Annotated in this window: 29 protein-coding genes, 10 tRNA genes and 1 rRNA gene; 28 read left to right on the forward strand and 12 right to left on the reverse strand. The window is 48.6% G+C overall.

Features of this window, described 5'->3' with window-relative positions:
- Positions 1-64: 64 nt before the first annotated feature.
- From AC3B4V_RS08990 to AC3B4V_RS09000, 3 genes are read right to left on the reverse strand one after another with little or no spacing between them, the layout of a single operon-like run.
- Entirely contained in the window at positions 65-487 is a 423-nt protein-coding gene (locus tag AC3B4V_RS08990) for a hypothetical protein (RefSeq protein WP_029342715.1), read from the reverse strand.
- 7 nt (positions 488-494) lie between these two features.
- Entirely contained in the window at positions 495-917 is a 423-nt protein-coding gene (gene fabZ, locus AC3B4V_RS08995) for a 3-hydroxyacyl-ACP dehydratase FabZ (protein ID WP_029342716.1), read from the reverse strand.
- A gap of 27 nt (positions 918-944) precedes the next feature.
- Positions 945-1,241, reverse strand: a complete 297-nt coding sequence (locus AC3B4V_RS09000; protein ID WP_029342717.1) for a DNA-directed RNA polymerase subunit beta — start codon at positions 1,239-1,241, stop codon at positions 945-947.
- A 404-nt stretch (positions 1,242-1,645) separates the two neighbouring features.
- On the opposite strand from AC3B4V_RS09000, the gene AC3B4V_RS09005 reads away from it, so the two are divergent.
- Complete coding sequence (locus AC3B4V_RS09005; protein WP_195864372.1) at positions 1,646-3,013, forward strand: copper amine oxidase; 1,368 nt, start codon at positions 1,646-1,648, stop codon at positions 3,011-3,013.
- A gap of 96 nt (positions 3,014-3,109) precedes the next feature.
- On the forward strand, positions 3,110-4,045 hold the full coding sequence (locus AC3B4V_RS09010; protein ID WP_488378197.1) for a class F sortase: 936 nt from the start codon (positions 3,110-3,112) through the stop codon (positions 4,043-4,045).
- 39 nt (positions 4,046-4,084) lie between these two features.
- Here AC3B4V_RS09010 and AC3B4V_RS09015 read toward each other — a convergent pair whose 3' ends face one another.
- The 5 genes from AC3B4V_RS09015 to AC3B4V_RS09035 all read right to left on the reverse strand — a co-directional run bounded on the left by AC3B4V_RS09015 (position 4,085) and on the right by AC3B4V_RS09035 (position 8,654).
- Positions 4,085-4,675: a hypothetical protein gene (locus AC3B4V_RS09015; RefSeq protein ID WP_488378198.1), complete on the reverse strand. Its 591-nt coding sequence runs from the start codon at positions 4,673-4,675 to the stop codon at positions 4,085-4,087.
- Between the two features lie 14 nt (positions 4,676-4,689).
- Positions 4,690-5,751, reverse strand: a complete 1,062-nt coding sequence (locus AC3B4V_RS09020) for a YheC/YheD family protein (RefSeq protein ID WP_488378199.1) — start codon at positions 5,749-5,751, stop codon at positions 4,690-4,692.
- Positions 5,748-6,365 (reverse strand): class D sortase, encoded by a 618-nt coding sequence (locus AC3B4V_RS09025; RefSeq protein WP_488378200.1) that lies wholly within the window; start codon positions 6,363-6,365, stop codon positions 5,748-5,750. The genes AC3B4V_RS09020 and AC3B4V_RS09025 overlap by 4 nt, the downstream gene beginning before the upstream one ends.
- Positions 6,362-7,990: a hypothetical protein gene (locus AC3B4V_RS09030; protein WP_488378201.1), complete on the reverse strand. Its 1,629-nt coding sequence runs from the start codon at positions 7,988-7,990 to the stop codon at positions 6,362-6,364. Before AC3B4V_RS09030 ends, AC3B4V_RS09025 begins: the two co-directional genes overlap by 4 nt.
- Positions 7,991-8,069: 79 nt before the next feature.
- Complete coding sequence (locus AC3B4V_RS09035; protein WP_488378202.1) at positions 8,070-8,654, reverse strand: LPXTG cell wall anchor domain-containing protein; 585 nt, start codon at positions 8,652-8,654, stop codon at positions 8,070-8,072.
- Between the two features lie 23 nt (positions 8,655-8,677).
- On the opposite strand from AC3B4V_RS09035, the gene AC3B4V_RS09040 reads away from it, so the two are divergent.
- Complete coding sequence (locus AC3B4V_RS09040) at positions 8,678-9,553, forward strand: alpha/beta hydrolase (protein WP_488378203.1); 876 nt, start codon at positions 8,678-8,680, stop codon at positions 9,551-9,553.
- A gap of 17 nt (positions 9,554-9,570) precedes the next feature.
- Entirely contained in the window at positions 9,571-10,161 is a 591-nt protein-coding gene (locus AC3B4V_RS09045) for a histidine phosphatase family protein (RefSeq protein WP_488378204.1), read from the forward strand.
- On the opposite strand, the gene AC3B4V_RS09050 is transcribed toward AC3B4V_RS09045, so the two are convergent.
- Positions 10,158-10,649 (reverse strand): YwpF family protein, encoded by a 492-nt coding sequence (locus AC3B4V_RS09050; RefSeq protein ID WP_023469634.1) that lies wholly within the window; start codon positions 10,647-10,649, stop codon positions 10,158-10,160. The genes AC3B4V_RS09045 and AC3B4V_RS09050 overlap by 4 nt on opposite strands.
- 142 nt (positions 10,650-10,791) lie before the next feature.
- Here AC3B4V_RS09050 and AC3B4V_RS09055 point away from each other — a divergent pair, with 142 nt between their 5' ends.
- Entirely contained in the window at positions 10,792-11,118 is a 327-nt protein-coding gene (locus AC3B4V_RS09055) for a hypothetical protein (protein ID WP_029342848.1), read from the forward strand.
- 50 nt (positions 11,119-11,168) lie between these two features.
- Here the strand turns inward: AC3B4V_RS09055 and AC3B4V_RS09060 are convergent, their stop codons facing one another.
- Entirely contained in the window at positions 11,169-12,620 is a 1,452-nt protein-coding gene (locus tag AC3B4V_RS09060; RefSeq protein WP_488378205.1) for a nicotinate phosphoribosyltransferase, read from the reverse strand.
- 17 nt (positions 12,621-12,637) lie between these two features.
- Positions 12,638-13,171, reverse strand: a complete 534-nt coding sequence (locus AC3B4V_RS09065) for a cysteine hydrolase family protein (protein WP_488378206.1) — start codon at positions 13,169-13,171, stop codon at positions 12,638-12,640.
- Positions 13,172-13,334: 163 nt separating this feature from the next.
- Here AC3B4V_RS09065 and AC3B4V_RS09070 point away from each other — a divergent pair, with 163 nt between their 5' ends.
- The 3 genes from AC3B4V_RS09070 to AC3B4V_RS09080 are packed head-to-tail and all read left to right on the forward strand — an operon-like array spanning position 13,335 to position 14,383.
- Entirely contained in the window at positions 13,335-13,610 is a 276-nt protein-coding gene (locus AC3B4V_RS09070; RefSeq protein WP_023469630.1) for a 4a-hydroxytetrahydrobiopterin dehydratase, read from the forward strand.
- Positions 13,600-14,100 carry a hypothetical protein gene (locus AC3B4V_RS09075; RefSeq protein WP_023469629.1) on the forward strand — a complete coding sequence of 167 codons (501 nt, stop codon included), beginning with the start codon at positions 13,600-13,602 and terminating at the stop codon, positions 14,098-14,100. Before AC3B4V_RS09070 ends, AC3B4V_RS09075 begins: the two co-directional genes overlap by 11 nt.
- Positions 14,101-14,119: 19 nt before the next feature.
- The gene (locus AC3B4V_RS09080) at positions 14,120-14,383 is read left to right on the forward strand and encodes a hypothetical protein (protein ID WP_023469628.1); all 264 of its coding nucleotides are present in this window, start codon (positions 14,120-14,122) and stop codon (positions 14,381-14,383) included.
- Positions 14,384-14,430: 47 nt separating this feature from the next.
- Here the strand turns inward: AC3B4V_RS09080 and AC3B4V_RS09085 are convergent, their stop codons facing one another.
- Positions 14,431-15,171, reverse strand: coding sequence for a rhomboid family intramembrane serine protease (locus AC3B4V_RS09085; protein WP_064300646.1), 741 nt, complete (start codon positions 15,169-15,171; stop codon positions 14,431-14,433).
- Positions 15,172-15,239: 68 nt separating this feature from the next.
- On the opposite strand from AC3B4V_RS09085, the gene acpS reads away from it, so the two are divergent.
- From acpS to AC3B4V_RS09185, 20 genes are all read left to right on the forward strand, one after another.
- On the forward strand, positions 15,240-15,620 hold the full coding sequence (gene acpS / locus AC3B4V_RS09090) for a holo-ACP synthase (RefSeq protein ID WP_488378207.1): 381 nt from the start codon (positions 15,240-15,242) through the stop codon (positions 15,618-15,620).
- The gene (alr, locus tag AC3B4V_RS09095; RefSeq protein WP_488378208.1) at positions 15,598-16,671 is read left to right on the forward strand and encodes an alanine racemase; all 1,074 of its coding nucleotides are present in this window, start codon (positions 15,598-15,600) and stop codon (positions 16,669-16,671) included. The genes acpS and alr overlap by 23 nt, the downstream gene beginning before the upstream one ends.
- Positions 16,672-16,810: 139 nt before the next feature.
- A complete protein-coding gene (locus AC3B4V_RS09100) occupies positions 16,811-17,035 on the forward strand; it encodes a hypothetical protein (RefSeq protein WP_023469624.1) in 225 nt (74 codons plus the stop codon).
- Positions 17,036-17,038: 3 nt separating this feature from the next.
- Complete coding sequence (locus AC3B4V_RS09105; protein ID WP_023469623.1) at positions 17,039-17,389, forward strand: type II toxin-antitoxin system PemK/MazF family toxin; 351 nt, start codon at positions 17,039-17,041, stop codon at positions 17,387-17,389.
- A gap of 194 nt (positions 17,390-17,583) precedes the next feature.
- Positions 17,584-17,910 (forward strand): STAS domain-containing protein, encoded by a 327-nt coding sequence (locus AC3B4V_RS09110; protein ID WP_023469622.1) that lies wholly within the window; start codon positions 17,584-17,586, stop codon positions 17,908-17,910.
- On the forward strand, positions 17,907-18,389 hold the full coding sequence (gene rsbW, locus AC3B4V_RS09115) for an anti-sigma B factor RsbW (RefSeq protein WP_023469621.1): 483 nt from the start codon (positions 17,907-17,909) through the stop codon (positions 18,387-18,389). The genes AC3B4V_RS09110 and rsbW overlap by 4 nt, the downstream gene beginning before the upstream one ends.
- Positions 18,355-19,152: an RNA polymerase sigma factor SigB gene (sigB, locus tag AC3B4V_RS09120; protein ID WP_023469620.1), complete on the forward strand. Its 798-nt coding sequence runs from the start codon at positions 18,355-18,357 to the stop codon at positions 19,150-19,152. The genes rsbW and sigB overlap by 35 nt, the downstream gene beginning before the upstream one ends.
- Before the next feature lie 63 nt (positions 19,153-19,215).
- Entirely contained in the window at positions 19,216-21,336 is a 2,121-nt protein-coding gene (locus tag AC3B4V_RS09125) for a Tex family protein (RefSeq protein WP_488378209.1), read from the forward strand.
- Positions 21,333-21,773 (forward strand): SprT family protein, encoded by a 441-nt coding sequence (locus tag AC3B4V_RS09130; RefSeq protein WP_488378210.1) that lies wholly within the window; start codon positions 21,333-21,335, stop codon positions 21,771-21,773. Before AC3B4V_RS09125 ends, AC3B4V_RS09130 begins: the two co-directional genes overlap by 4 nt.
- A 149-nt stretch (positions 21,774-21,922) precedes the next feature.
- Positions 21,923-21,997, forward strand: a tRNA-Asn gene (locus AC3B4V_RS09135).
- Between the two features lie 7 nt (positions 21,998-22,004).
- Positions 22,005-22,096, forward strand: a tRNA-Ser gene (locus tag AC3B4V_RS09140).
- A gap of 49 nt (positions 22,097-22,145) precedes the next feature.
- Positions 22,146-22,220: transfer RNA gene (locus tag AC3B4V_RS09145), tRNA-Glu, on the forward strand.
- Between the two features lie 3 nt (positions 22,221-22,223).
- Positions 22,224-22,299 (forward strand) — tRNA-Val (locus AC3B4V_RS09150).
- Positions 22,300-22,335: 36 nt separating this feature from the next.
- Positions 22,336-22,411 (forward strand) — tRNA-Asp (locus tag AC3B4V_RS09155).
- A gap of 4 nt (positions 22,412-22,415) precedes the next feature.
- A tRNA-Gln gene (locus AC3B4V_RS09160) sits at positions 22,416-22,487 on the forward strand.
- Between the two features lie 7 nt (positions 22,488-22,494).
- Positions 22,495-22,570: transfer RNA gene (locus tag AC3B4V_RS09165), tRNA-Lys, on the forward strand.
- 17 nt (positions 22,571-22,587) lie between these two features.
- Positions 22,588-22,674 (forward strand) — tRNA-Leu (locus tag AC3B4V_RS09170).
- Between the two features lie 4 nt (positions 22,675-22,678).
- Positions 22,679-22,754: transfer RNA gene (locus tag AC3B4V_RS09175), tRNA-Arg, on the forward strand.
- A gap of 18 nt (positions 22,755-22,772) precedes the next feature.
- A tRNA-Ile gene (locus AC3B4V_RS09180) sits at positions 22,773-22,849 on the forward strand.
- Positions 22,850-22,984: 135 nt separating this feature from the next.
- Positions 22,985-23,120: ribosomal RNA gene (locus AC3B4V_RS09185) — 16S ribosomal RNA — on the forward strand; the annotation flags it as partial.

A 23,120-nucleotide genomic window follows, 5' to 3' on the forward strand; every position in this document is an offset into this window, starting at 1 on the left:
CCTGACGAGCCGAAATCAAACAAAAATAAGACAGCACATGGAGCTAGAAGCTCGCTATGCTGTCTTATTTGACGATCTCAAGCGGAATCTCGATCCCACGGCCTGCTCCTGCATCAATGATGAGGACCGGAAGACGCTGGTCATCGAAGACTTCTTTTTCGATCGTCGTATTGGACGTATAGGTCCGGATTTCCCCCATCTTCTTCGCTTCGAAGGAGACGAACGGAAATGGAATCGATTGGTTGGCGACTTCGAGCCGGATATCGACCTGTTGGTCATCGAGTCGAATGTCATTCGCTGTCCGGATGACGAGACGCATCCGGTCATTTTCCGTCAGGGTGACCTGTGCGGAAATGTTCTCGGTCTGTCCTGCACGCTTAACAGGATCCACGATGACCGTCGGGGAAGCGGTCTTCGCTTGTTCTGCGCGCTGACAACCAGGAACGACGAGTAAGGAAATCGCGAGGGGGAGAAGCCAGCGTTTCATGTTCGCTTCACTTCATAGCAAACGTCAGTTCAGCGACACAGGCGACTTCCCCATCGACTGTGGCTGTGGCACGACCTTTACCGATTGGTCCGCGGACCTTCGTCAATTCGACTTCGAGGCGGAGCTGATCCCCGGGCACGACTTGACGTTTGAAGCGGCATCCTTCAATTCCTGCGAAGAAGGCGAGCTTCCCTTGGTTCTCTTCCATCTTCAATACGGCGAAGGCACCAACTTGGGCGAGTGCTTCGACGATCAAGACGCCGGGCATGACATTGTATTCTGGGAAATGGCCATTGAAGAATTCTTCGTTCGCCGTGACGTTCTTGATTCCAACGGCACGTTTCCCCTCTTCGACTTCCAAAATGCGGTCAACGAGTAAAAACGGATACCGATGCGGAATGACTTCCTTGATTTGTTCGATCGTATACATATTCGACAGCTCCCATCACTGATTAAATTAAGATTTCATCCAAAAATCGGTGATGCGGGTCCATGTGTCGAGCTTTAACACATCCATTGCCTCGCCACCACCAAACGTCGCATAACCCACCATTGCGCCGACGATCAGTGCTACGACGATAAGAACGAGAACGATCAGTACACGTACGATGATCGGAACTCGGCGTGTCGAATATGCACGAAGACGTCGCTCTGATTTGTGCTCCGGATTGCCGGTTTCCTGGTTTGAAGCCTGTTGCTTCTTCTTCAGGCGTTCACGCGTTGGCTGATCCGTGCCTGTTTGGTTTTGTACCATCTTGATCACCTTTCATTGATTCAGTCTGAGAACAGTATAGCATATTAGTACCTGGTATTAAATAGTTCCAAATTCGCTACAAAACGTGTTCCGCAACTAGTGTAACACGATGAGACAGGCAATTCCTCTAAAAAATTTTAGTTTGTGTATATAAGGAAGGCGAAAAACAGTTTCCCACGTTCTGCGGTTTTTTTACACTTTTTTAAATCCAAATGAAACTGTCCGGCGTAAGCTTTCCAGAACGACGCAACAACGGTCCTTGGATGGCACGAAACATCACTTCAATAACTTTTAAAAAAATTTAAAACTTTATGCAATCCAAATCACCCGACGTTGCGTAAGCTATTCAGAACAGGCAAGAAACACCTACCAAATAAACCAAAAACTGAGAGGAATGATTTAAGATGAAACACACGAAAAAATTCGCAGCATCAGCAATGGCAGCAGCACTCGTACTACCAGGAACGGCAGCATTCGCTTCCGGTGGCGGAGAAGACATGAAACAAGATGCACCGAAAAACGTCACGGTCAAAACGAAAGCCGCTGACCTTCGTGCTACACTCGATCAATTACTCTCTGAGCACTTCGTCCTCGCAGTCATGGACATGAAGAAACAATATGACGGTTCAAAAGACGCACAGTACTACGAAGCAGCACTCAAACAAAACGCACTCGACATGACTCCAGCAATCGCTTCAGTCTACGGTGACGAAGGCGCGAAACAGTTCGAGAAAATCTTCGTTGATCACAACAAATATACGACAGACCTCGTCAAAGCTGTAAAAGCAGACGACCAAGACGGCATCAACGCTTCGAAGAAAGAAACAGAAGAGTTCGTTCAAGATCTCTCAAGCTTCCTCGATACAGCTACGGAAGGTAAACTCCCGAAAGCAGCAGCTGAAGAAGTCCTCCGTGCTCACGAAGCAGACGTCTACAAAACATTCCAGCAATATGCAGCTGGTGACTACGAAGGATCGTACAACACGTTCCGTGAAGGTTACAGCCGCATGTACGATATCTCAAAAGCTCTCTCTGTTGCAATCACAACACAGATGCCTGAGAAATTCGACAACACGAAAGCTGACTCAAAAGCAGCAGATCTTCGTTCAACACTCAACAGCCTTGCTGCTGAACACGTTGCTCTTGCAAACCTCAGCATGACAGCTGGCGTCGACCAAGCGAAAGACTACGATGCAGCAAACTGGGCTGAAGACATGCACACAGCTGACTTCAAAGCAGCCATCAAATCAATCTACGGTCAAGCCGGTGCAGATCAATTCGAACAAGTTTGGACGAAAAACCACATCGAAGCACAAGCGAACCTCGTCACAGCAGCAATCAATGACGACAAGAAATTGATGGGTGACGCACAAGACATGCTCAAAATGTTCTCGAACGACTTCGGTGCATTCCTCGGTGCAGCGACAGAAGAAAACCTTCCAACAAAAGCAGCACAAGAAGCGGTATCAGGTCACGAGACTTACGTCCAAGATACGTTCATGCAGTATGTTGAAGGCGACTACAAAGGTTCTGTCGACACATTCCGTGAGTCTTACGCTTACATGTACGGCGTAGGAGCTAACCTCGGTGATGCAATCGTTAAACAATCACCAGAGAAATTCATGGATGGTACACCAGGATCAATGCCTAACACAGGTAATGGTGGAATGAGCGACAATAACTCAGCTGCAACAACTGGTGCGATCGCAGTATTCGGTCTTGCACTCGGAGCAGTCGGTCTTGTCCTCGCACGTAAACGTCAAAACGCCTAAGAAATTGGGTATAATCAATAACAGGATAGCGACATGCTATCCTGTTATTTTTGTACATAGAGGGAATCCCTTCTCTCGGAAAGGAGATACGCGTTTATGAAACGTTGGTTATTACCGGCGAGCATCATCTTAATGGTCGCATCGGTCGGAACGTTATTGTTCCTCTTGTTCGGTCAAACAAAACCGGATACATCAAACATCACGCAAGGTGATCCAAAAACAGAATCCGCGGCCTCTTCCGAGACGAAGGAAGAAGATCCGCTCAAGCCGTCTGAAATCTTCAAGAAGGAGTTCAAGGACCTCTCCGCAACAGAGGTCGAGCTTCCGAAACAACTCGTCATCCCGAAGCACGACATCAAGACGAAAGTCGAACAGGTCGGGCTCGATAAGGATGGTGCGATGGCGACACCTAAAAACGAACAACAAGCCGGCTGGTACAAGTTCGGTCCGCGTCCGGGTGACGTCGGCAATGCCGTCATCGACGGTCACACCGATACGAAGACCGGTCCAGCAATCTTCTATAAGTTGCATGAGCTGAAGAAAGGTGACCCGGTCGAAATCACCGATGCATCCGGACGGAAGCTCGTCTTCCGCGTCAAAGAGCTCGTCCAGTACGATCACTTAAAGGCACCACTGAAGAAAATCTTCGGTCCAGCCGATACTCGGAACCTGAACTTGATCACCTGTATCGGAACGTACGATCAGAACCAAGGCACGTACGACGATCGTCTCGTCGTCTTCACGGAACTTGACGAAAAAGCATCAGATCCAGTCAAGACACCACCAAAACCGGCGACGAACATTCGCGTCAGTGGTGGATTCATCAACTGGTATGCGTCAACCGATGAAGACGTCGTCAAGTACAACGTCTATCAAGAGAAGGATGGAAAACGTAAAAAACTCGGTACGACAGAATCGATCGAGCGTAAAGCGTTCCCACTCCCTGAAGATGCAACTGGTCGTTTCGTCGTCACAGCGGTCAGCAAAGCAGGTATCGAATCAGAAGACGCGTTCAGCGCCGTCCAGAAATGACAAAAACGGGATGTCTCCAAGTCGGAGGCATCCCGTTCTTTATTTTGCTGCCGGTAATGCAATCCGGAGTTGTTTATTACCGGACATCGTCTCATAGAACAGACTGAGTCGTCCTTCCGTCACGCGGAGTTGCTCCGAAGGGATGAAGACGATTCCGATCCGGCTCTCATCCGGTTTATATTTACCGTTCAAGGCATTAAATTGATCTGCAATCGTCACGATTTCGTCCTCTGTCTCATACTCCCCGATCTTTGGTAAGATTTCAATCTCGTCCGCCGACTGATTCGTCACTTTGACCGTGATCGCAAGCAACCGCCCCGGCTCCCCCATCACTTGGAGGAGCTTTTGTTTTTCGACCTTCATCTGAACGAGCGGTGTTTGTCGCGTTTTTTCCGTCGTATCGACGTCCAGCGTCTTCATCTTCAATCCTGCCATCTCATAGACGACACCGAGTCGATCTTCGCGATCGAACTGCTTCAGCTGTGCTTCATCGAGTCGGATCGATGTCCGTGGTTTCGTTTCTTTTACCGGCTCCTCTGCCTGAAACCAACCGAAGAGCGGGACCATGAATTTCGTTACGATGATGAGGACGAGCAAGCCCGACATCACATAAAACAATACTGTCTTCACACGTCGCCTCTTTTCTAAGCCTCGATCCGTTCCTTCATCCATCCCCGATCGAGCCCATGTACACCGGGACGCCCATGTGTCGCAAGGTACTGGCAATACTGGACCGCGAGATACTCTGCCTGAAACTCGACGTAGCGCGTACCAGGCAAGCTGTTGACCTCATAGAGATAGATTTTCCCATCCGCCCCGATCCCGACATCGATCCCGAGCGCATCGAGCGGGTAGGCATAAAACGATTCGAAATAAGCCGGGAACCGTCGCGCAAAGTCAACGATCCGTCGCGAAATCGCTTCATGTTGATCCGGATAGTTCTGCTTCATGAAGATGTCCATCCGCGTCGTCGAGAACGCTCCGTGACTGAGATGGCTGACCGATTCTTGGTGATTGTTGCTGACGAACGGAAAATATTTGACGAGTTTCCATCGACCGTTCGCTCCCTTCGCGACATGGATCCGCATGCAATACGAATGCCCATGGATCGTTTGTGAGGCAATGAACGGCTGGACGATCATCGGATTCCGTCTCGTCTCTTCTTCGATGCGGCTAATCAATTCCCCTGTCGAACAGACGGTCGACTCGAGCAGATGGCTGAACCGGTACTGGTCTCCCTCTGGTTCGATCGTATAAATCCGTTGCCCTTGTTTTCCGTTCGCCGGCTTGAAGACGATTTTTCCGTACTTTTCAATCAGCGGGAAAATCGCCTTTCCTTTCTTTACCCGGTGCATCGGAATCAAGACATCCTGAAACGATCCTTCTTGCGCGAGTTGACGTAAGACGACGTTTTTATTGCCAATCCGGTGCGTCGTAAAGGGAATCTCGGCTGCAAGTCGATTAAACAATTCCTTATCTGCATCACTGAGCGGCAAATGATTGTAGATGACGTCCGGAAATTCATACATACCTGGGTGCCAGGCATCTTCGTCAAAGAAGAGTCCGCGGATCGTCCGATTTTCGAAGTCGACATCGCGCGGTCGGAAAAAGAAGATGTCAACGCCCATCGAGGCACCGATGACGCAGGCAATCTTATCGCGAAACTGCGGATTCTCGTTCAAGCGTAAAATTCCGATTCGTGTCATGACGCATCCTCCTCGACGGGTTCAAAGTAGATCAAATACCGTTCCGTACTGTCCGTGACGTTATAAAACGGATAACAGGTCGAGACGACGAGCGACTCCTGCTTCGTTGACTCAAGGACCCGCGTGTCTTTGTAATCGACAATCTCGCTCGATTGCATGACGTAGCGATAGGACCCGTTCGCGAGATAGAGGACGACCTCATCGCCCTTCTTCAACTTACTGATTTTCGAGAATGTCGTATCGTTATGCCCGGCGAGGAAAATCCGGTCGCCTTGACCTGGAAAGGCCGTCTCCGGATGATGTCCGACGCCTTTTGCGAGTGTCGCATCATCGACACCTTCAAGCACCGGTAACTCCATCTCAAGTGACGGCACTTTTAAATAACCGACCGTCTCACCGGTTTGAAAGAGGACGTCCTCCGTCTTCTCCTTTGATGGTTTGCTCGTTGCTGCTGATTTTGATGTCGTCGATGACGTTTCTTCCGCCTGCACGACATCTTTTGCTTTTGCGAGTTCCGTCGTCAAGGTTTGCTGGACCGTCAGTTTTTGATACCCGACGTATCCAAGTAAGGCAAGTCCGATGACGAGTAACAGCGTTGATACGCGTCGCATCATGACGGCACCTCCTTCAGCATTCGTGTCCATGCCCGGCAATACCCAGATAAGTTATGCTCGACGTCATCGATCCGAACCCGCATCGAGTGGTGCCGGATATAAAAACTTCCGAGAATCCGATCGGGTTTCTTCATATACATTGCGACTTCCGGATAGAAAAAGCCGTTTCGCTGATAAATCATCCGTCGTTCAATCGTCTGGTCGAGCCAGTCGAGCGGAAAATCAGCTAACAAGTCGGCTCGTCCGAGCGCTTCGATCCGGTCAATCATCTCGCGTGCCGCAAGCATCAGTTCAAGGAACGTCGGATACGTCGTCTCCCGGTGATGAATGAAGTCGAGTTTCGTGGAGATATTCTTGAGACCAAACTGGAAGTAACGCGCTTCCGGCAACCATTTCGTCAACTCATTCGCACTGTAGCTCAACCAGTGATCGTGGAACTTCCAGTACGATTTAGCGATGAAATGCTCGAATGACTGGACGACACTGTCGAGCCAACGTGGATTGGAATCGAGTGCGTATAGCCGCATCAAGGCGTACGTCGCTTCTCCTTCGTAGTAGATGATCCGAAAGGCATCCTTCAACGTAAACGACGGGTACTCGAGTACATGCAGGTATTGACCTGATGGTTGTTGCAGTGAAAGAATGCCGGCTGCGAGTCGTTGACTAAGTCGTAGATCCTCCGTCATCTGAAACGTCTGCATGTATTCCGTCAATGCTAAGATCGCTGCAGCATTCGCGCCGAGTTTGATTTCGTTTGATTCGCGATCAAGCACGAAGGAACGCTCCCCTTCATGTACGATCAGCTCCTCGACCAAATAACGTTTTGCTCGGTCGATTGCTTGGTGTAATCGTTCGCTTGGTGTCAGTCGATATGCTTCAATCATCGAATAGAGTGTACTTGCATGACGTAAGCTGTTATAGAACTTGATCGGTTTATCAAAGCAGGGAAAATAACCATATTGGAAGCGACCATTCGCCCGGACTTGGCGAGCAAGATACTCACTCGACTGGGCGACGATCGTCTTGATTTCAGAAGGAAGTGGACTTGTCGTCTCACGGATTTTTTCGACATCACGTATGACTTCAAGTACATATGGTGTTTCGTCTGCGAAGACACCGAGTGTATCAAAGAGGAGGCATGGACTTGTCGGTTGAAAGGCAATCCGCTCCGTCCGCCCTTGTTGGTGCGCATAATTGCTCAAGTTCGTTAGATTGATGTGTAGTTCTTGATGCGTCGGATCTTTTGTGAAAACGGCATTTCCATTCAGTTCTTCTTCTAGATAGGCACATTGCATCTTACGATCAAACGTGATTCCGTACCGGAAGTAATTTTTCCGTGTGTCTTTCACTCGCTCGTTTAAGGTCTCAAACGAGAGTGCCTCAAAGTTTCGGGCGATGTCGAGCTTCAACCACGCTACTTCTGGTTGTTGGCGGAGCCAATTGCGTGCTTGATCTTTTACGGATTGTAGCCCTTTACCTTGGAATCGAACGACACGGGCTCGCTCCGATGCTTGTCCGAGTGAGACGAATAACATCATCTGACGATTCCAGTAGTAGATATCATCGGTCTTCATGTGTTGTTCCAGTACATCCATGGCAGCGGTGAATCGGTTGAGCAGATCCATGTTCAGCTTCACTCCTATTCTAAAAGGATGAATCGCAGTGAGGCACAGATGGCCCCACTACGATTAACTACAGCATGACTTACTCTTGTGGACGGCGACGGAACAATTTCGTGAACAATCCGGCAGCTGTCGCGAGCATTCCCATGAGGGTGATCAAGAACAGATTCTCCGAAGTGTTCGGTAAGGTACCACCGACGATGCGTTTCACCGGTTGAGTGATCGGTTTTGAAACGAGTGGTGATTTATTGATCGGTGCACTGACTGTGTTCGCTGGCAATGTCGGCTTGACGCTTGGTCCATTTACAGCGCCAGTCGAAGGAGCTGGCTTGACGTTCGGACCTGAGACAGGGCTCGTTCCAGGAGTTGGTGTGACACCCGGACCATTTCCTGGTGGAGTCGTTGGTGGCGTGACGACTGGAATCGGGATGATAACATTGTCATTGTCGTTGTCATCGTTCGGATTCGAGACGTTGTCTGGATCCTCTTTCCCACCATTATCGTTGTCGTTGCCCTTGTCTCCACCATTGTTATTATCATTGTCACCATCATTATCTTGATCCGCATCCGCATCAGCGTCGGCATCAGCGTCAGCGTCAGCATCGGCATCGGCGTCCGCATCGGCGTCAGCATCCGCATCCGCATCGGCGTCAGCATCGGGGTGCATTGCTTCGATGGACCGAACCCGCCTTGCCACTCACTGAAAAACAACTTGCACCGCGGACGCTCACCTACAAACAGGTGGGAAACCGCATCTTACAGCTCGATCTCTATTATCCACCGGGAGAAGGACCGTTTCCAGTTGCCATCTATGCACACGGTGGTGCATTCGTTCGTGGAGAGCGCGATGACATGTTCTGCTTTAGTCCAATCGTCGACCGTCTGCTTGAACTCGGAGTTGCCGTCTGTAGTATTGAGTATCGTTTGTTCGAAGAGGGCAGTTATTTTCCGGATAACCTCGAAGATGTACGGGATGCGTTATGTTTTTTGAATAAGGAAGCAGAGGGTCTTCGCATTCTAAGAGGACGGATGATGGTATGGGGAGACTCAGCCGGAGCCGCACTCATGCTGACGACGGCACTTGCCCCATCTGCTTTCGTTGGTGAGCGTGATGAGCGCCACATGCCATTGATCAGTGGTGTGATCGCTTTATATCCACCGACGAACTTTTTGTTGTTTAATTTCATTCAGACTTGGATTGCCCACATTAAGTTCTACAAGGGGGGACGAGAAGAATGGCGAAAGCTGATGACGCACGTCTCACCTGTCACACATTTATCGTCGGATGCCCCGCCCATCATGCTCTTGCATGGGAAAAAAGATCCGATTGTTCCGTTTTCTCAAGCCTTGCATTTCGTTGAGAAGGGAGCGGATGTCGGAGCTGATGTCCGTTTATTTTCTTTTCCGAACGGTACCCATTCGCTTGCCAGTTTTGCTCAGACGGAAAATCCATTGAAGATCGAGCGATTGCTCGAACGAATTGAACGTTTCACCTGTCAGGTGCTACTGTTGCCACCGCGACAACTTCCGAATGGAAAACATGATACAATCAGTCATATTTCTTAAATGAGGGAGACAGAGACATGACTGAAATTTGTTTAGTGCGGCATGGTCAGACGGATTGGAACTTAAACGAACGGATTCAAGGAAGAGAAGATATACCGTTGAATGCAACAGGAAGAAGACAAGCGGAACTCAGCGCCGCTTATCTAGCGAATGAAAAATGGGATATCTTATTAGCAAGTCCGTTGTCCCGTGCTGTTGAGACAGCGGAAATCATCGGGCGTGCTGTCGGTTTGACGATTACGGCGACAGACGAGAGACTCGTCGAACGCGAATTCGGAGCCGCTTCCGGTGAACCGGTCGCAGCGATTTACGAAGCCGTTCAAGCGAACGATACGACACTTGTACCAGGTCTTGAAACGGAACAAGCCATCCAGGACCGCGTGTTCGAGGCGCTACAGGAAGTGACACGCATGTATGAGGGGAAACGAATTCTAATCGTCTGTCACTCGCATACGATCAAGGCAGCCTTATCATCGATTGATGAGACGTTCAGTTACCGGACACCTTTGAAAAACGCGTGTGCGAATTATATCCAGCATACGGATCACTATACGATTGACCGAATCAACGTAGCGGATCACATCACGGATGAGGTCGAAAAACCTTAAGAAACGGGTGTGTTCGGATGCTCTGTCAAATATTGCTTGAATGTTTCTTTAGCGATGCTTGTGATATGGGCGCCACGTTTCGAACGACGATCCTTATACTCTTGAACGAGTTCTTCGCCAGCGAATCCATCTTCGACGACTTCGCGTAAAATCGATTCAGATAAATCATTTTTCATCATGACCATTTTACCCGTGAAGACATACGAGACGTTTTCGCTTAAGACAGTCCGTTCGAGAGGCGTGACGATCATCGCGGCAGGGTCATTATCAGGTCGTGAGATCGTGATTTCAATCAAAGCACGTAAATGTTTTGTGAACAATTCATCGACGATCGGCTGATCCGTTGGAGGAACGACGATTTCTGCAACCCACTGTGCCGTCTGTTCGGTACTGACCGTCAATCCGTCCTGAATGGCGACGGGAATCGTCGTATCACGTCCTGACTCATCCATTAAAATGCGTAATGTGCATAACTTAAAGGTTTTCATGAAAAAATGCCCTCCCTTGATCGCTTACGATTTTCCTACAGTATACCGTGAGGAATGTAAGACGGGAAACTTTTCCTGACGAAATTCGTATGAACTATGTTTAAATAAGACTAGATACTACTAAACAGGAGGATCGTTCATTATGCCGCAAGTACTCATTGGAATATTAGGAATCCTGGGTATCGTTCTACTTGCCCACCATATCATCATGTATTGGCATGCTGAACCGACAGACCGCCCGACGCTTGCATATCGCATTGCGCTCCTGATTGCCTGTTTGCTACTCATTAGTGGAAGTGATCATTTAATCAGTATTTTCTACGCGGATTCCTTAGCTGAATTCGGTCAACGCATCACGTATATCGTCTTCATCGGAGGTGCACTTGGCTTCGCATGGTACTTTCGTAAGAAGATGGAACAAGCGCCAACAGAAATGACACCTGTCGGAAACGAAGCAGGATTAACATGAGAAAAAGCGCCGTTCATTCCGATGGAGGAAGAACGGCGCTTTTTGGCGTTTTATTTTAATCCACTTGCCAGTCGAGTATCCCGAATCATGTCGAGTTTGAGCTTCCAGAGACGATCGCTGAATGTGACAGCATAAATCTCTGGCAAACGCAGCCGTTTGTACTCTTCCCACAGACGACCGATCTGTGTTTCGTGGAAGTGGCGGCTCTCTTCGATCGTCGGAACCGTATAGACCAGTTCTCCATCTTTGAAGATTGGTTCAAGTAACCGTTCGACCTTGAACTGTTCGATGCGATTTCGGAACGATGGGTCCCGGACGTCGATGAGATCGACAGCTTCAAGTGTCGACGGATCTTCGTCCATCAACGTCACGTAATCGCCTTTGAACTTATCCGTCACCGGATCGATGATGCGATACACTTCCTTGATATGGGGCGTCGTCGTTTTTGCTTTTGACGAGGATACTTTAATGACGGGTACGAGCTCGCCATCTACTTCACGCGCGACCAGTTTATAGACCATTCCAAGAGCTGGTTGTTCGTAGGCTGTGATACCGCGTGTTCCGACGAGGAACGTATTGGCTTGGGCACCTTGGATGCGTAAGTCCTGGATGACGTACTCATCGAGGTCCCCTGATAAGACGATGTCGACTTCCGGGAAGCCGGCTTCGTCCAGCATGTTACGGGCACGTTTTGACAAGTAAGATAAGTCGCCAGAATCGATTCGGATGCCACGTAGTTTATGCCCTTTGGCTTGGAGCTCCTTCGCAACCGTGATGGCATTCGGAAGACCACTCTTGAGCGTATCGTACGTATCGACGAGTAATGTCGCCTGATCCGGATAATGAGAAGCGAATGTCCGGAATGCCGTCAATTCGTCATCGTGGAATTGAATGTCGGCATGTTCCATCGTTCCACCACACGGAATGCCGAAGTCGCGTCCTGCTGAAGCAAGGCTTGTGACGTCAAAACCAGCCAGGTACGAAGCACGCGTACCGAAGTAAGCGGCATCGATGCCTTGCGCGCGACGGGCACCAGCTTCGAGGAACTTCGCTCGGGGAGCCGATTGACGAATACGTGCGTACTTCGTCGCGATGAGCGATTCGTGGTTCGCGATGTTCAGAATCGCGGTCTGTAAGAGCTTCGCTTCAAAGATGCGTGCCTCGATCCGAATCAGTGGTTCGTTCGGGAAGACGATTTCGCCTTCTTTGACACTTGAGATTGAGCCATTGAACTTGAACTGACGCAGTTCATCCTTGAACTCATCCGGGAAGCCAATCATCTCTTGCAAGTACGTGATATCTTCTTCCGTGAAACGGAGTGTTTGAATATACTCGATGATATTTTCGAGACCCGCAAAGACGACATAGCCTCCTGCGAACGGATTCGAACGGTAGTAAACATCAAAGACGGCACGTTCATTATGACGTCCTTCTTTCCAATAGATATACATCCACCGTGGTAAGTACAGATCGGTATGGAGTGCAAGATTACGTTGTAACATGACGGACAGATCCCTTCTTATTCGCCGACGACTTCTGCGCCGATCGATTGTTTAAAATGTGTAAGCGCCCACTCGTGACCAGTCGCGTTAAAGCTTGCGACCGCATCGGCATGGACGACGATACGATACCCGAGATTGTAGGCATCGACAGCTGTATGAAGGACACAAATGTCCGTACAGACACCGACGAGGTGGACTTCGCGGATATCGCGTTCACGCAAGCGTAAATCAAGGTCCGTCCCGGCAAACGCACTATAACGCGTCTTGTCGATGACGTGATCGGCGACCCGTGCCATGGCAGCGACTTTCCCGAACAGATCACGTCCATGTGTTCCACGGATATTATGTGGCGGGAAGAGGACGGTTTCCGGGTGGAATGTATCGCCTTCTTCGTGAATATCGTTGGCGATGACGACGTAGTCTTCCGTTGAAAACTCCTCCATCAACGTAGCAATTCGATCTTCAATCGCTTGTCCTGGTTTTCCACAAGTCAGCTTTCCTTCGTCAGCAACGAAATCGATCGTGTAATCAATGACAATCAGAGCGCGCATATGCGTAAGCCCCTTTCCGATTTTGAATTAGTGTTCTCTTTCACATTGTACTCTATCTCACACAGAAGGCAAAAGGAAGAAATCGGATACAAACAGGTATAGAGAAGTAAAAGAATGGGGTATAAGGTATAGGACGAAAATGATAGTAGAGGAGGAGAAAGGGATGGCTAGGTTGAATGAGTATGAAGTGGAAGAGCGTCTTGAGCGGTTGCAAGATTGGAGTGTCGTGGATGATGAAATCGTCCGGACTTATACACTTGCATCGTTTCCTGCGGCACTGGATTTCGTACAGGAAGTCGGAAGTATCGCTGAAAACTTGAATCATCATCCACGAATCGTGATCGACTATAAGAACGTCACACTTGCAGCGACGACTCATGATGAAAACGGATTGACGGAAAAAGACTTTCAACTTGCGGAGGCCTGTGATGCCATCTAAACTTTCGATTACATTCGGTAGCGGTTCGTTCGTTGAACAAATTCGTTCCCGTGATGCTCATATTCGTGTCGCTAGCGGAAGCGGCGATGCCATCCTCTGGATGGAGACGGACTCGAAATCACCTTTTCAAAGTGGCAATACCTATACGTTGCTCGAATCACGTGGCAATTTTTCGGACGAAGGCAGTCTCTTCTACTGGTCGATTCCGGCAGATCAAAATAGCGGGGATCTATTCGTACATCAAGTGATGTCGAATCCGAAAGTCATCGGAGCAGAATATGGTGGCTTCCAGGCATTTCGGATTGGACGTGTCGAGAAGGGAACGGATCTTGCCTTATTGATTCAGTTCCAAGAGACAGGGGACGGAGCTCGTTATGCAAAATCAGTTGAACGTCTTACGGTAGACCAGTATGCTGAAGAGGCAGGGAAGTCGTTCGCGCCTTCTCCCGTCATGAAACGGTATCAAATCGTACCACCAACAAATGAGTGAGATGCAGGGGGACTAACAGATGAAGAAGAACTATTTTGTCGTAGCAACACTTGGTGGCGCACTTGTCGGCGCTACTTTATCACTACTGCATAAAGATACGCGCCAAGCGCAGTTTGCAGCAGTGAAACGGACATTCAGCGGCGCAGGAACACAATTGTCTGCTGTCAAACAAGATCCAAAAGGGCGCTTTGAGGAACTAAAAGCACTCTATACGGATAATCAGGAGACAATCCATAATCTGATTGACGACGTGAAGGACTTAGCAGAAGTACTTCGCAAATAAGCAAAAAAGGACTCGCGAGTGTAGCGGAGTCCTTTTTGTATGCTGGTTTACAAGTAGCGGAAGAATAATCCGAGTACGGCAAACGCGATGATGATATAGAAGAAGATCCGACCGAGTTGACCAGAACCGCTTACGAAGACAGGTCCACCGCTCGAACGACGACCGGTTTGAAACGGACGTGTGAATGGAACGGCACGATTACCAAAGACGAACCCGAAGAGGAATCCGAGGACGAAACCGTACAAATGACCAAAGACAGCAACGTTCGATCCGAGCAACGTAAAGACTGCCGTGACCGCAGTAAAGATATACACAAGACGTGTATCATCTGCTAGGATGACCGTCCGCTTGAATCGACTCAAGTAGACATAAAAACCAAGCAAACCAAGAATGGCACCCGATGCTCCAGCTTGACCATAAAACGGTTCATTGATTTTCGTGAAGTACGTCAAGATGTTTGCAAGCGTACCAACGAGCAAGTAAAAGGCTGCAAATCGACCATGTCCGATCATCCGCTCAAGCGGTGGAGCGAAGATGACGAGAGCAAACGTATTGAACGCAATGTGCCAAAAATCGTAATGCAAGAACGTTGCTGTGACGACACGCCACCATTCACCTTGCTCGATTAAGAGATTGATGGATGCCCCTGCATTTAGAGGAGAGAATGTCAGGTTAAGGAGTGGGCCCAACTGTTCGATGACAAACAGGGCGACTTGGATTAAAATGAACAACGAAACGACCGGATAAGAACGTGTGAACGTTTGTAGGTTTTCCGTTCGACTAAACATGACAACACCTCGCTTCATCTTCATTCTATATGAAGATGGCGAAGAATAGAACTGTGGAGGCGTCTCGGATGATTTATGGAATTGGAATCGATTTGGTCGAACTGAATCGAATCATGCAAACGCTCGAGCGACAGCCACGTTTTGCCGAGAGAATCTTAACACAGGCAGAGCAGGAACGATTTCAATCGCTCTCGGGACACCGTCGCATCGAGTATCTTGCTGGACGTTTCGCCGCAAAGGAAGCGTTCGTCAAAGCATTCGGAACCGGCGTCGGAAAAGAAGTCTCTTGGCAAGATGTTGAAATTTTAAACGATGAGACAGGGCGACCGATCATGAGTGGACCATTCGATGGCGTCATCCACGTCTCGATCACACATTCAGAGCATTATGCATCTGCGCAAGTCTTATTAGAGAAGAGGGAATGGGATGTACCGACCAACTTGGATTGAAATCGATCGGGAAGCGATCGCACATAATATACGCGAAATTAAAACACGGATGGGTGAACAACAGGTGATGGCGGTCGTCAAAGCGGACGGCTATGGTCACGGGGCAGTGACAGTCGCTGAGATCGCTCTTGAGAACGGAGCCGACTTACTCGCTGTCGCACTCCTCGAAGAAGCGATTGAGTTACGCGAAGCGGGCATCCAAGCACCGATTCTGATGCTTGAAGCCTTACTACCGGAACATGCACCAGTCGCTTCGAATTATGATGTCGCCGTTCCTGTCTTTTCAGCCGATTGGCTTCAGGAAGCGAAACGTCATTTGACGGAAGTCGATCATCTCCGCTTGCATATCAAAGTCGATACGGGAATGGGGCGACTCGGATTGCAACATGTCGATGAGTTGAAGCGAATTCTTGTTGAGTGTGATGATGATCTCGTTGAACTCGAAGGGATCTATACGCATTTCGCAACTGCTGATGAGCTGAGTAGTCGGTTGTTTGAACGCCAGCTCAAGACGTTTTTATCGTACGTCGCACTAGTACCGGATATCCGGTACGTCCACTGTGCCAATTCGGCGGCAGCGATTCGCTTAGCAGGTCAAGCACCGTTTAACGTCGTTCGAGTTGGTATTGCATTATATGGGGCGATGCCGTCGGATGAGATGGCAGGTCATTATGAATTTCTAAAACCAGCGTTTTCACTGAAAAGTCGTCTGATGCAGGTCAAACAAGTTGAACCAGGTCAAACGATCAGTTACGGAGCGACCTATACCGCGCCGACGGATGAATGGATCGGTACCGTTCCGATCGGTTACGCGGATGGCTGGTCACGCAAGTTCCAAGGTTATTCGTTGATCGTAGACGGTCTACCGTGCGAAATCGTCGGGCGTGTCTGCATGGATCGGCTCATGATTCGTTTACCGCGAGAATATCCGATTGGAACGGAAGTCATCTTGATTGGAGAAGGGGCACCGATCGAGGAAGCAGCCCATTGGCTCGGGACGATCAACTATGAAGTTCTCTGTCAATTCTCGAAGCGTGTTCCACGTCAATGATTCGTACAAGACATCAATAAGATGGCAAAAATATGTTATTTGTTTGAATTTTGATTGTATTTTCTGAATTCGACTGATATATTGAAGTAGAAAGTGAGTCGTTCGTTAAGGTTTCAGTGAATCTGGAGGTGCCATTATCTTGGTCCAACAACGGGAAATGCAGTTTGTTGAGCGAAATGTAGCGAAGGAGACGATTGGGATGAAGTCGAACCATACGACCGAAGAACGCAAGCGTCAGCTACGTGAGGAATTGAAGCGTGGTTACGAAGAAATGGCAGCAATCAATTTATCGATCGTTGGCGAAATGTTCCAGATTGAAACGGAGGCGGAGTTCTCACTCCTACGTCAAGTAAGCGGGGTGTAAGCTTTGATAGTCAAACGTGGCGACGTGTTTTATGCAAATTTGTCACCTGTGGTCGGATCGGAACAAGGGGGAGTTCGTCCCGTGCTTGTTCTACAAAATGATATTGGTAACCGATTCAGCCCGACAGTCATCGTGGCTGCGATCACGGCACAGATCGACAAAGCCAAACTACCGACCCATGTGGAAGTATATCGAGAGCGACACGGATTAGAACGTGATTCGGTCATCTTACTTGAGCAAATCCGGACAATTGATAAACGCCGTCTAACGGATAAAGTCACACATCTAGATCCAGACACGATGATGAAAGTAAATAGTGCCGTCGCAATCAGCTTAGGCTTGGTTGATTTTTAGGCACTTACATAGAAGCGCAACACAAGAAGAGTCGATACTAGCGTATGCGACTTTTTTTGACCTCTTTTTTTATAAAATGGGTTTTAAAGTTTTCTTTACGGGGAAACATACCCAAGTGACCTTTTTATAAAGGGATGAGGTAGGATGAATAGCAAGACCACATAGACAGATTTTCCTTGAGGAGGAACTTGAAGATGGATTTAACAATTAAAACAGAGCAGCTTGACGGTCAGACGCATCTTTATATCGCAGGTGAGATTGATACGTATACAGCACCAAAGCTTCGCCAAGAACTAGTCCCGGCAGTTGAAACAAACGATGTCGTCGTCCATTTGGATGAAGTACACTACATGGATTCGACAGGTCTCGGCGTGTTTGTCGGAGCACTCAAAGCAGCGAAAAAGAACGGTACATCGTTCACGCTCGTCGGCGTTTCTGAACGCATCCGTCGTCTATTCGAAATCACAGGTCTTTCAAGCATCATTACAATCGATAGTGGTGTAAGAGGTGGAACGCAATGAAGAACGAACAACTAAACATGACATTACCGGCAAAACCGGAATATGTAGCCATTGCCCGTCTGACGGTTTCAGGTGTCGCGAACCGGATGGGATACACGTATGATGACATCGAAGATATCAAGATCGCTGTCTCAGAAGCATGTGCGAACGCTGTTCAACATGCATACGAAGGAAAAGAAGATGGTAGCATCGCCTTGACATGTAATGTCTATCCGGATGATCGTCTTGAGATTGTCGTCAAGGATAACGGCATTACGTTCGATAAAGATGAGGTCAAACGCCAAAGTGAACCGATTACGGATGCACACGATCTCGATTCCTTGCATGAAGGAGGACTCGGCATCTTGATGATCGAAGCATTGATGGATCAAGTAACGATCGAGAAAGCGAACGGCGTCACTGTCCATATGACAAAATATATGAATAGAGATGAGGTGGGTCAAAGTGCCAGCAAAGTCTCAACAACGCCATCACAGTGATGATGAAGTACTTCGACTGATTGATTTGTATCAGCAGGACGACCAAGATGAGGAAGTGCATGCGGCATTACTCGAGCGTTATTCAGACTTGGTAGAAGCTTTGGCCCGGAAGTTCTCGCGTGGTCGACCGATTCATGACGATCTCGTTCAGGTCGGAATGATTGGGTTGCTCGCAGCGCTTCGTCGCTTCGATAAGGAATTCGGTCGCAGTTTTGAATCGTTTGCTGTTCCGACGATCATTGGTGAAATCAAACGTTTCATCCGCGATAAGACGTGGAGCGTTCACGTTCCACGTCGCATCAAGGAACTCGGACCGAAAATCAAGAAGGCAGTCGAGGAGTTGACGACGGAGTTGCAACGCTCTCCGCGCATTGATGAGATTGCGGCGCGTCTTGAAGTATCGGAAGAGGAAGTCCTCGAAACACTTGAAATGGGTAAAAGCTATCAAGCGTTATCCGTTGATAGCTCGATTGAGGCAGATCAGGAAGGTAGTACCGTTACGTTACTCGATCTTGTCGGGAATCAAGAAAACGGCTACGACTCCGTCGATCAGCGTCTGATTCTTGAAAAGGCATTTGCTGTCTTAACGGACCGCGAACGTTCGATTCTCGAATGTGCCTACTACCGCAATATGAGTCAAAAAGAAACGGGCGAACTACTCGGCATTTCACAAATGCACGTTTCCCGTCTCCAACGACGCGCTTTACAGAAGTTACGTGAAGCGATCAAAGTCGAACCAAATGAAGTATTCTCAAAAGACTGACCTCGTGTCAGTCTTTTTTCTTTTCCATGCGTTCTTCGGTATAATGAATGAGAGGTGAAGCAGATGGAAAAGAGAATCGCAAGTGAACTGAATGTACGTCCTGCGCAAGTGAAGGCAGTCTTACAATTGACGGAAGAAGGCGGTACGATTCCGTTCATCGCCCGCTACCGGAAAGAACAGACAGGTGAGCTCGATGAGGTCGCGATTAAAGCGATTCTCGATCGACATAAACAATTAACGCAACTTGAAAGTAGACGGAGCGACGTCCTTGAAAAGATTGAGGAACAAGGTGCACTGACGCCGGAACTTCGTCGAACACTTGAAGAAGCGACGACGTTACAGCAAGTCGAAGATATCTACTTACCATTTCGACCAAAACGTCGGACAAAAGCGGAAATCGCACGGGAAGCAGGGCTTGCACCACTTGCTGACTGGTTCCGCGACAAGTCTGCTTATGATGAAGCGACATTCCATCGCTTGAGCAATGGGCTGGATTCGGAAGAAGCGCTGACTGGGGCACAATCGATCATTGCCGAGGAGTGGGGCGAACAAGCGACGGTGCGTGAGTTCATTCGTAAGCAAATGCGCCGTTCAGCAGAAATCGTCACGAAACAGAAAAAGGATGCAGTCGATGAAAAAGGCGTCTTTGCACAGTATTATGCCTACAGTGAGCGGATCCAACAGATCGTTCCGCACCGGATTCTTGCGATCAACCGTGCGGAAGCATTGAAAATCGTCTCTGTGAAAGTCGTGTTAGAGGAACAACAGGTTTTACCAACATTACTTCGTTCATACGCACAACTGGCGCCAAAGAAACGTGATATCGTCGAAGCGGCGATCACGACGGGCTATAAAAAATCCGTCTTTCCTGCCATCGAACGAGAAATTCGAAATGAACTGACGGAAAAGGCAGAGCTCCAAGCGATTGATGTCTTTGGTAAGAATCTCCGCCAACTCTACATGCAACCACCGATGAAAGGGAAAGTCATGTTGGGACTGGATCCGGCTTATCGGACAGGATGTAAGTGGGCAGTCATCGATCCGACAGGTGAAATGAAGGAAGTCGGCGTCATTTACGTGACGATGTCAGAGCAAAAAGCAAAAGAAGCACGTCAAACACTTTCGCAGCTCGTCGATACATATGGGATTGAGTTGATTGCGATTGGTAATGGTACAGCTTCACGGGAAACAGAAGCATTCGTTGCGGACTGGATGAAGGGGCAAAAAGATATCGCCTTTACGATCGTCGACGAGGCAGGGGCGAGTATTTATTCCGCTTCAGAGATTGCCCGGACCGAGTTCCCGGAGCTTCAGGTTGAACAACGATCCGCGATTTCGATTGCACGTCGCCTGCAGGATCCACTCGCTGAGCTTGTCAAAGTTGACCCGCAGTCTGTCGGAGTCGGTCAATATCAACATGATGTCTCGCAAACGAAACTGAAGGAGACACTTGATTTTGTCGTCGAGACGGTCGTCAACCAAGTCGGAGTCGATGTTAATACAGCGTCAGAACCGCTATTGAGTTATGTCGCAGGAATCACGAAGGCGACAGCGAAAAAAATCGTCGAACGCCGCTCGGAACTTGGGACGTTTAAGACGCGTCAGGAATTATTGAAAGTTCCTCGTCTTGGTGCAAAAGCCTACGAACAGGCAGCAGGATTCTTGCGAATTCTAGAAGGTACGCATCCGCTCGACCGGACGCCGATTCATCCAGAGCAGTACAAAACAGTCGAGAAGCTATTTAAGACACTTGGCTTAACTCTTGATCAAGTTGGAACGGATGCGGTACGGGAACAATTGTCTACATTGTCATTACCGGAGATGGCACAGACGCTCGAAATCGGAGAACCGACACTACGTGATATCATCGAAGCGTTACAACGTCCGGGTCGTGACCCACGGGAAGCGCTTGATAAACCGTTGCTTCGCCAAGATGTTCTATCGATGGATATGATCCAAGTCGGAATGGAGTTCCAAGGGACGGTCCGGAATGTTCTTGATTTTGGTGCGTTCGTTGATATCGGAGTGAAAGAGAATGGTTTAATTCATATCTCGAAGCTCAGTCGTAAGCGTGTCAAACATCCACTTGATGTCGTCGCTGTCGGGGATATCGTGACGGTATGGGTGACGAATGTTGAACCAGAGCGGGGACGCATTGGTTTGACACTGGTTTCGCCGAAATGACGAATGAACAATTACAACGATACGTCGAGCAACTGTCGCTCGACGTATTTTCCTTACCGTTTCGACATGAAGCTTATTTTAATCCACGGCTGAAGACGACAGGTGGTCGCTATTTCTTAGGCGATCATCATTTAGACTTCAATAAACGATATATCGATGACATGAAAGTCTTCCGCGGAATCGTGATTCATGAACTGTGTCACTACCATTTACATCTAGCAGGAATGGGGCACCGTCATCAAGATCAAGACTTCAAGGAATGGTTAGAGCGCTACGGTGGGCTTCGATACAGTCCCAGAAGACAAGAAGACGAAAAAAAATCCTATCTTTATGAATGTGAGAAATGCAGCACATTATATAGAAGGAAAAGACGCATGAATACGAAAAGATATCGATGTGGTCGATGTCGTGGAAAGATTTTTTACAAAAGTAGTTGACGTTCATTTCGGAGCATGATAAATTATAGAAGTCGTCAAAACGACAGCAACTAAACAACTTATCGTCGCTAAAAACTTTTTTAAAAAAGCATTGACGGAAAGAAAAAAAGTTGCTACTATATAAAAGTGTTCCGAACAGAACGTAACGTTCCGCAATAGCTCAGCGGTAGAGCAACCGGCTGTTAACCGGTAGGTCGTAGGTTCAAATCCTACTTGCGGAGCCATTCTTTTGGAGATGTACCCAAGTGGCTATAAGGGGCGCCCCTGCTAAGGGTGTAGGCCGGGAAACTGGTGCGAGGGTTCGAATCCCTCCATCTCCGCCAGACCTCTTATGTGAAAATGTTTCTTGAGAATAATTATTAATTACGATATGGCCCGTTGGTCAAGCGGTTAAGACACCGCCCTTTCACGGCGGTAACACGGGTTCGAATCCCGTACGGGTCACCATATGGAGGATTAGCTCAGCTGGGAGAGCACCTGCCTTACAAGCAGGGGGTCGGCGGTTCGATCCCGTCATCCTCCACCATTTCTTTTTAAAGAGTTGTTTACAACTTCAAATTGCGGTCCTGTGGTGTAGCGGTTAACATGCCTGCCTGTCACGCAGGAGATCGCGGGTTCGAATCCCGTCAGGACCGCCATTTTTGGGCTGTAGCCAAGTGGTAAGGCACTGGATTTTGATTCCAGCACGCGAAGGTTCGATCCCTTCCAGCCCAGTTTTTATGTGTCATTAGCTCAGTTGGTAGAGCATCTGACTTTTAATCAGAGGGTCGCAGGTTCGAATCCTGCATGACACACCATTTTTAATTTCATATTTGCGGTCGTGGCGGAATCGGTAGACGCGCTAGGTTGAGGGCCTAGTGGTGGCAACATCGTGGAGGTTCAAGTCCTCTCGACCGCACCATATCGCACCCTTAGCTCAGCTGGATAGAGTACTTGACTACGAATCAAGGGGTCGGGAGTTCGAATCTCTCAGGTGCACCATATTTTGTTTGCTTTGACGGGCCTATAGCTCAGCTGGTTAGAGCGCACGCCTGATAAGCGTGAGGTCGGTGGTTCGAGTCCACTTAGGCCCACCATTTTCAAAACAAACAATGACGAACTTTGAAAACTGAACGATGAGGCAAAAATCGTATTCTACGGAATACAAAAACGAATGAAGCGCAAGCTTCGTCAATCGTGACTTCGGTCACAACAACGAGCAAGTCAAACACTTCATGGAGAGTTTGATCCTGGCTCAGGACGAACGCTGGCGGCGTGCCTAATACATGCAAGTCGAGCGCAGGAAACTGACGGAACTCTTCGGAGGGAAGGCAGTGGAATGAGCGGCGGACGGGTGAGTAACACGTA

The sequence above is a fragment of the Exiguobacterium sp. E17S genome (genome assembly GCF_057772545.1).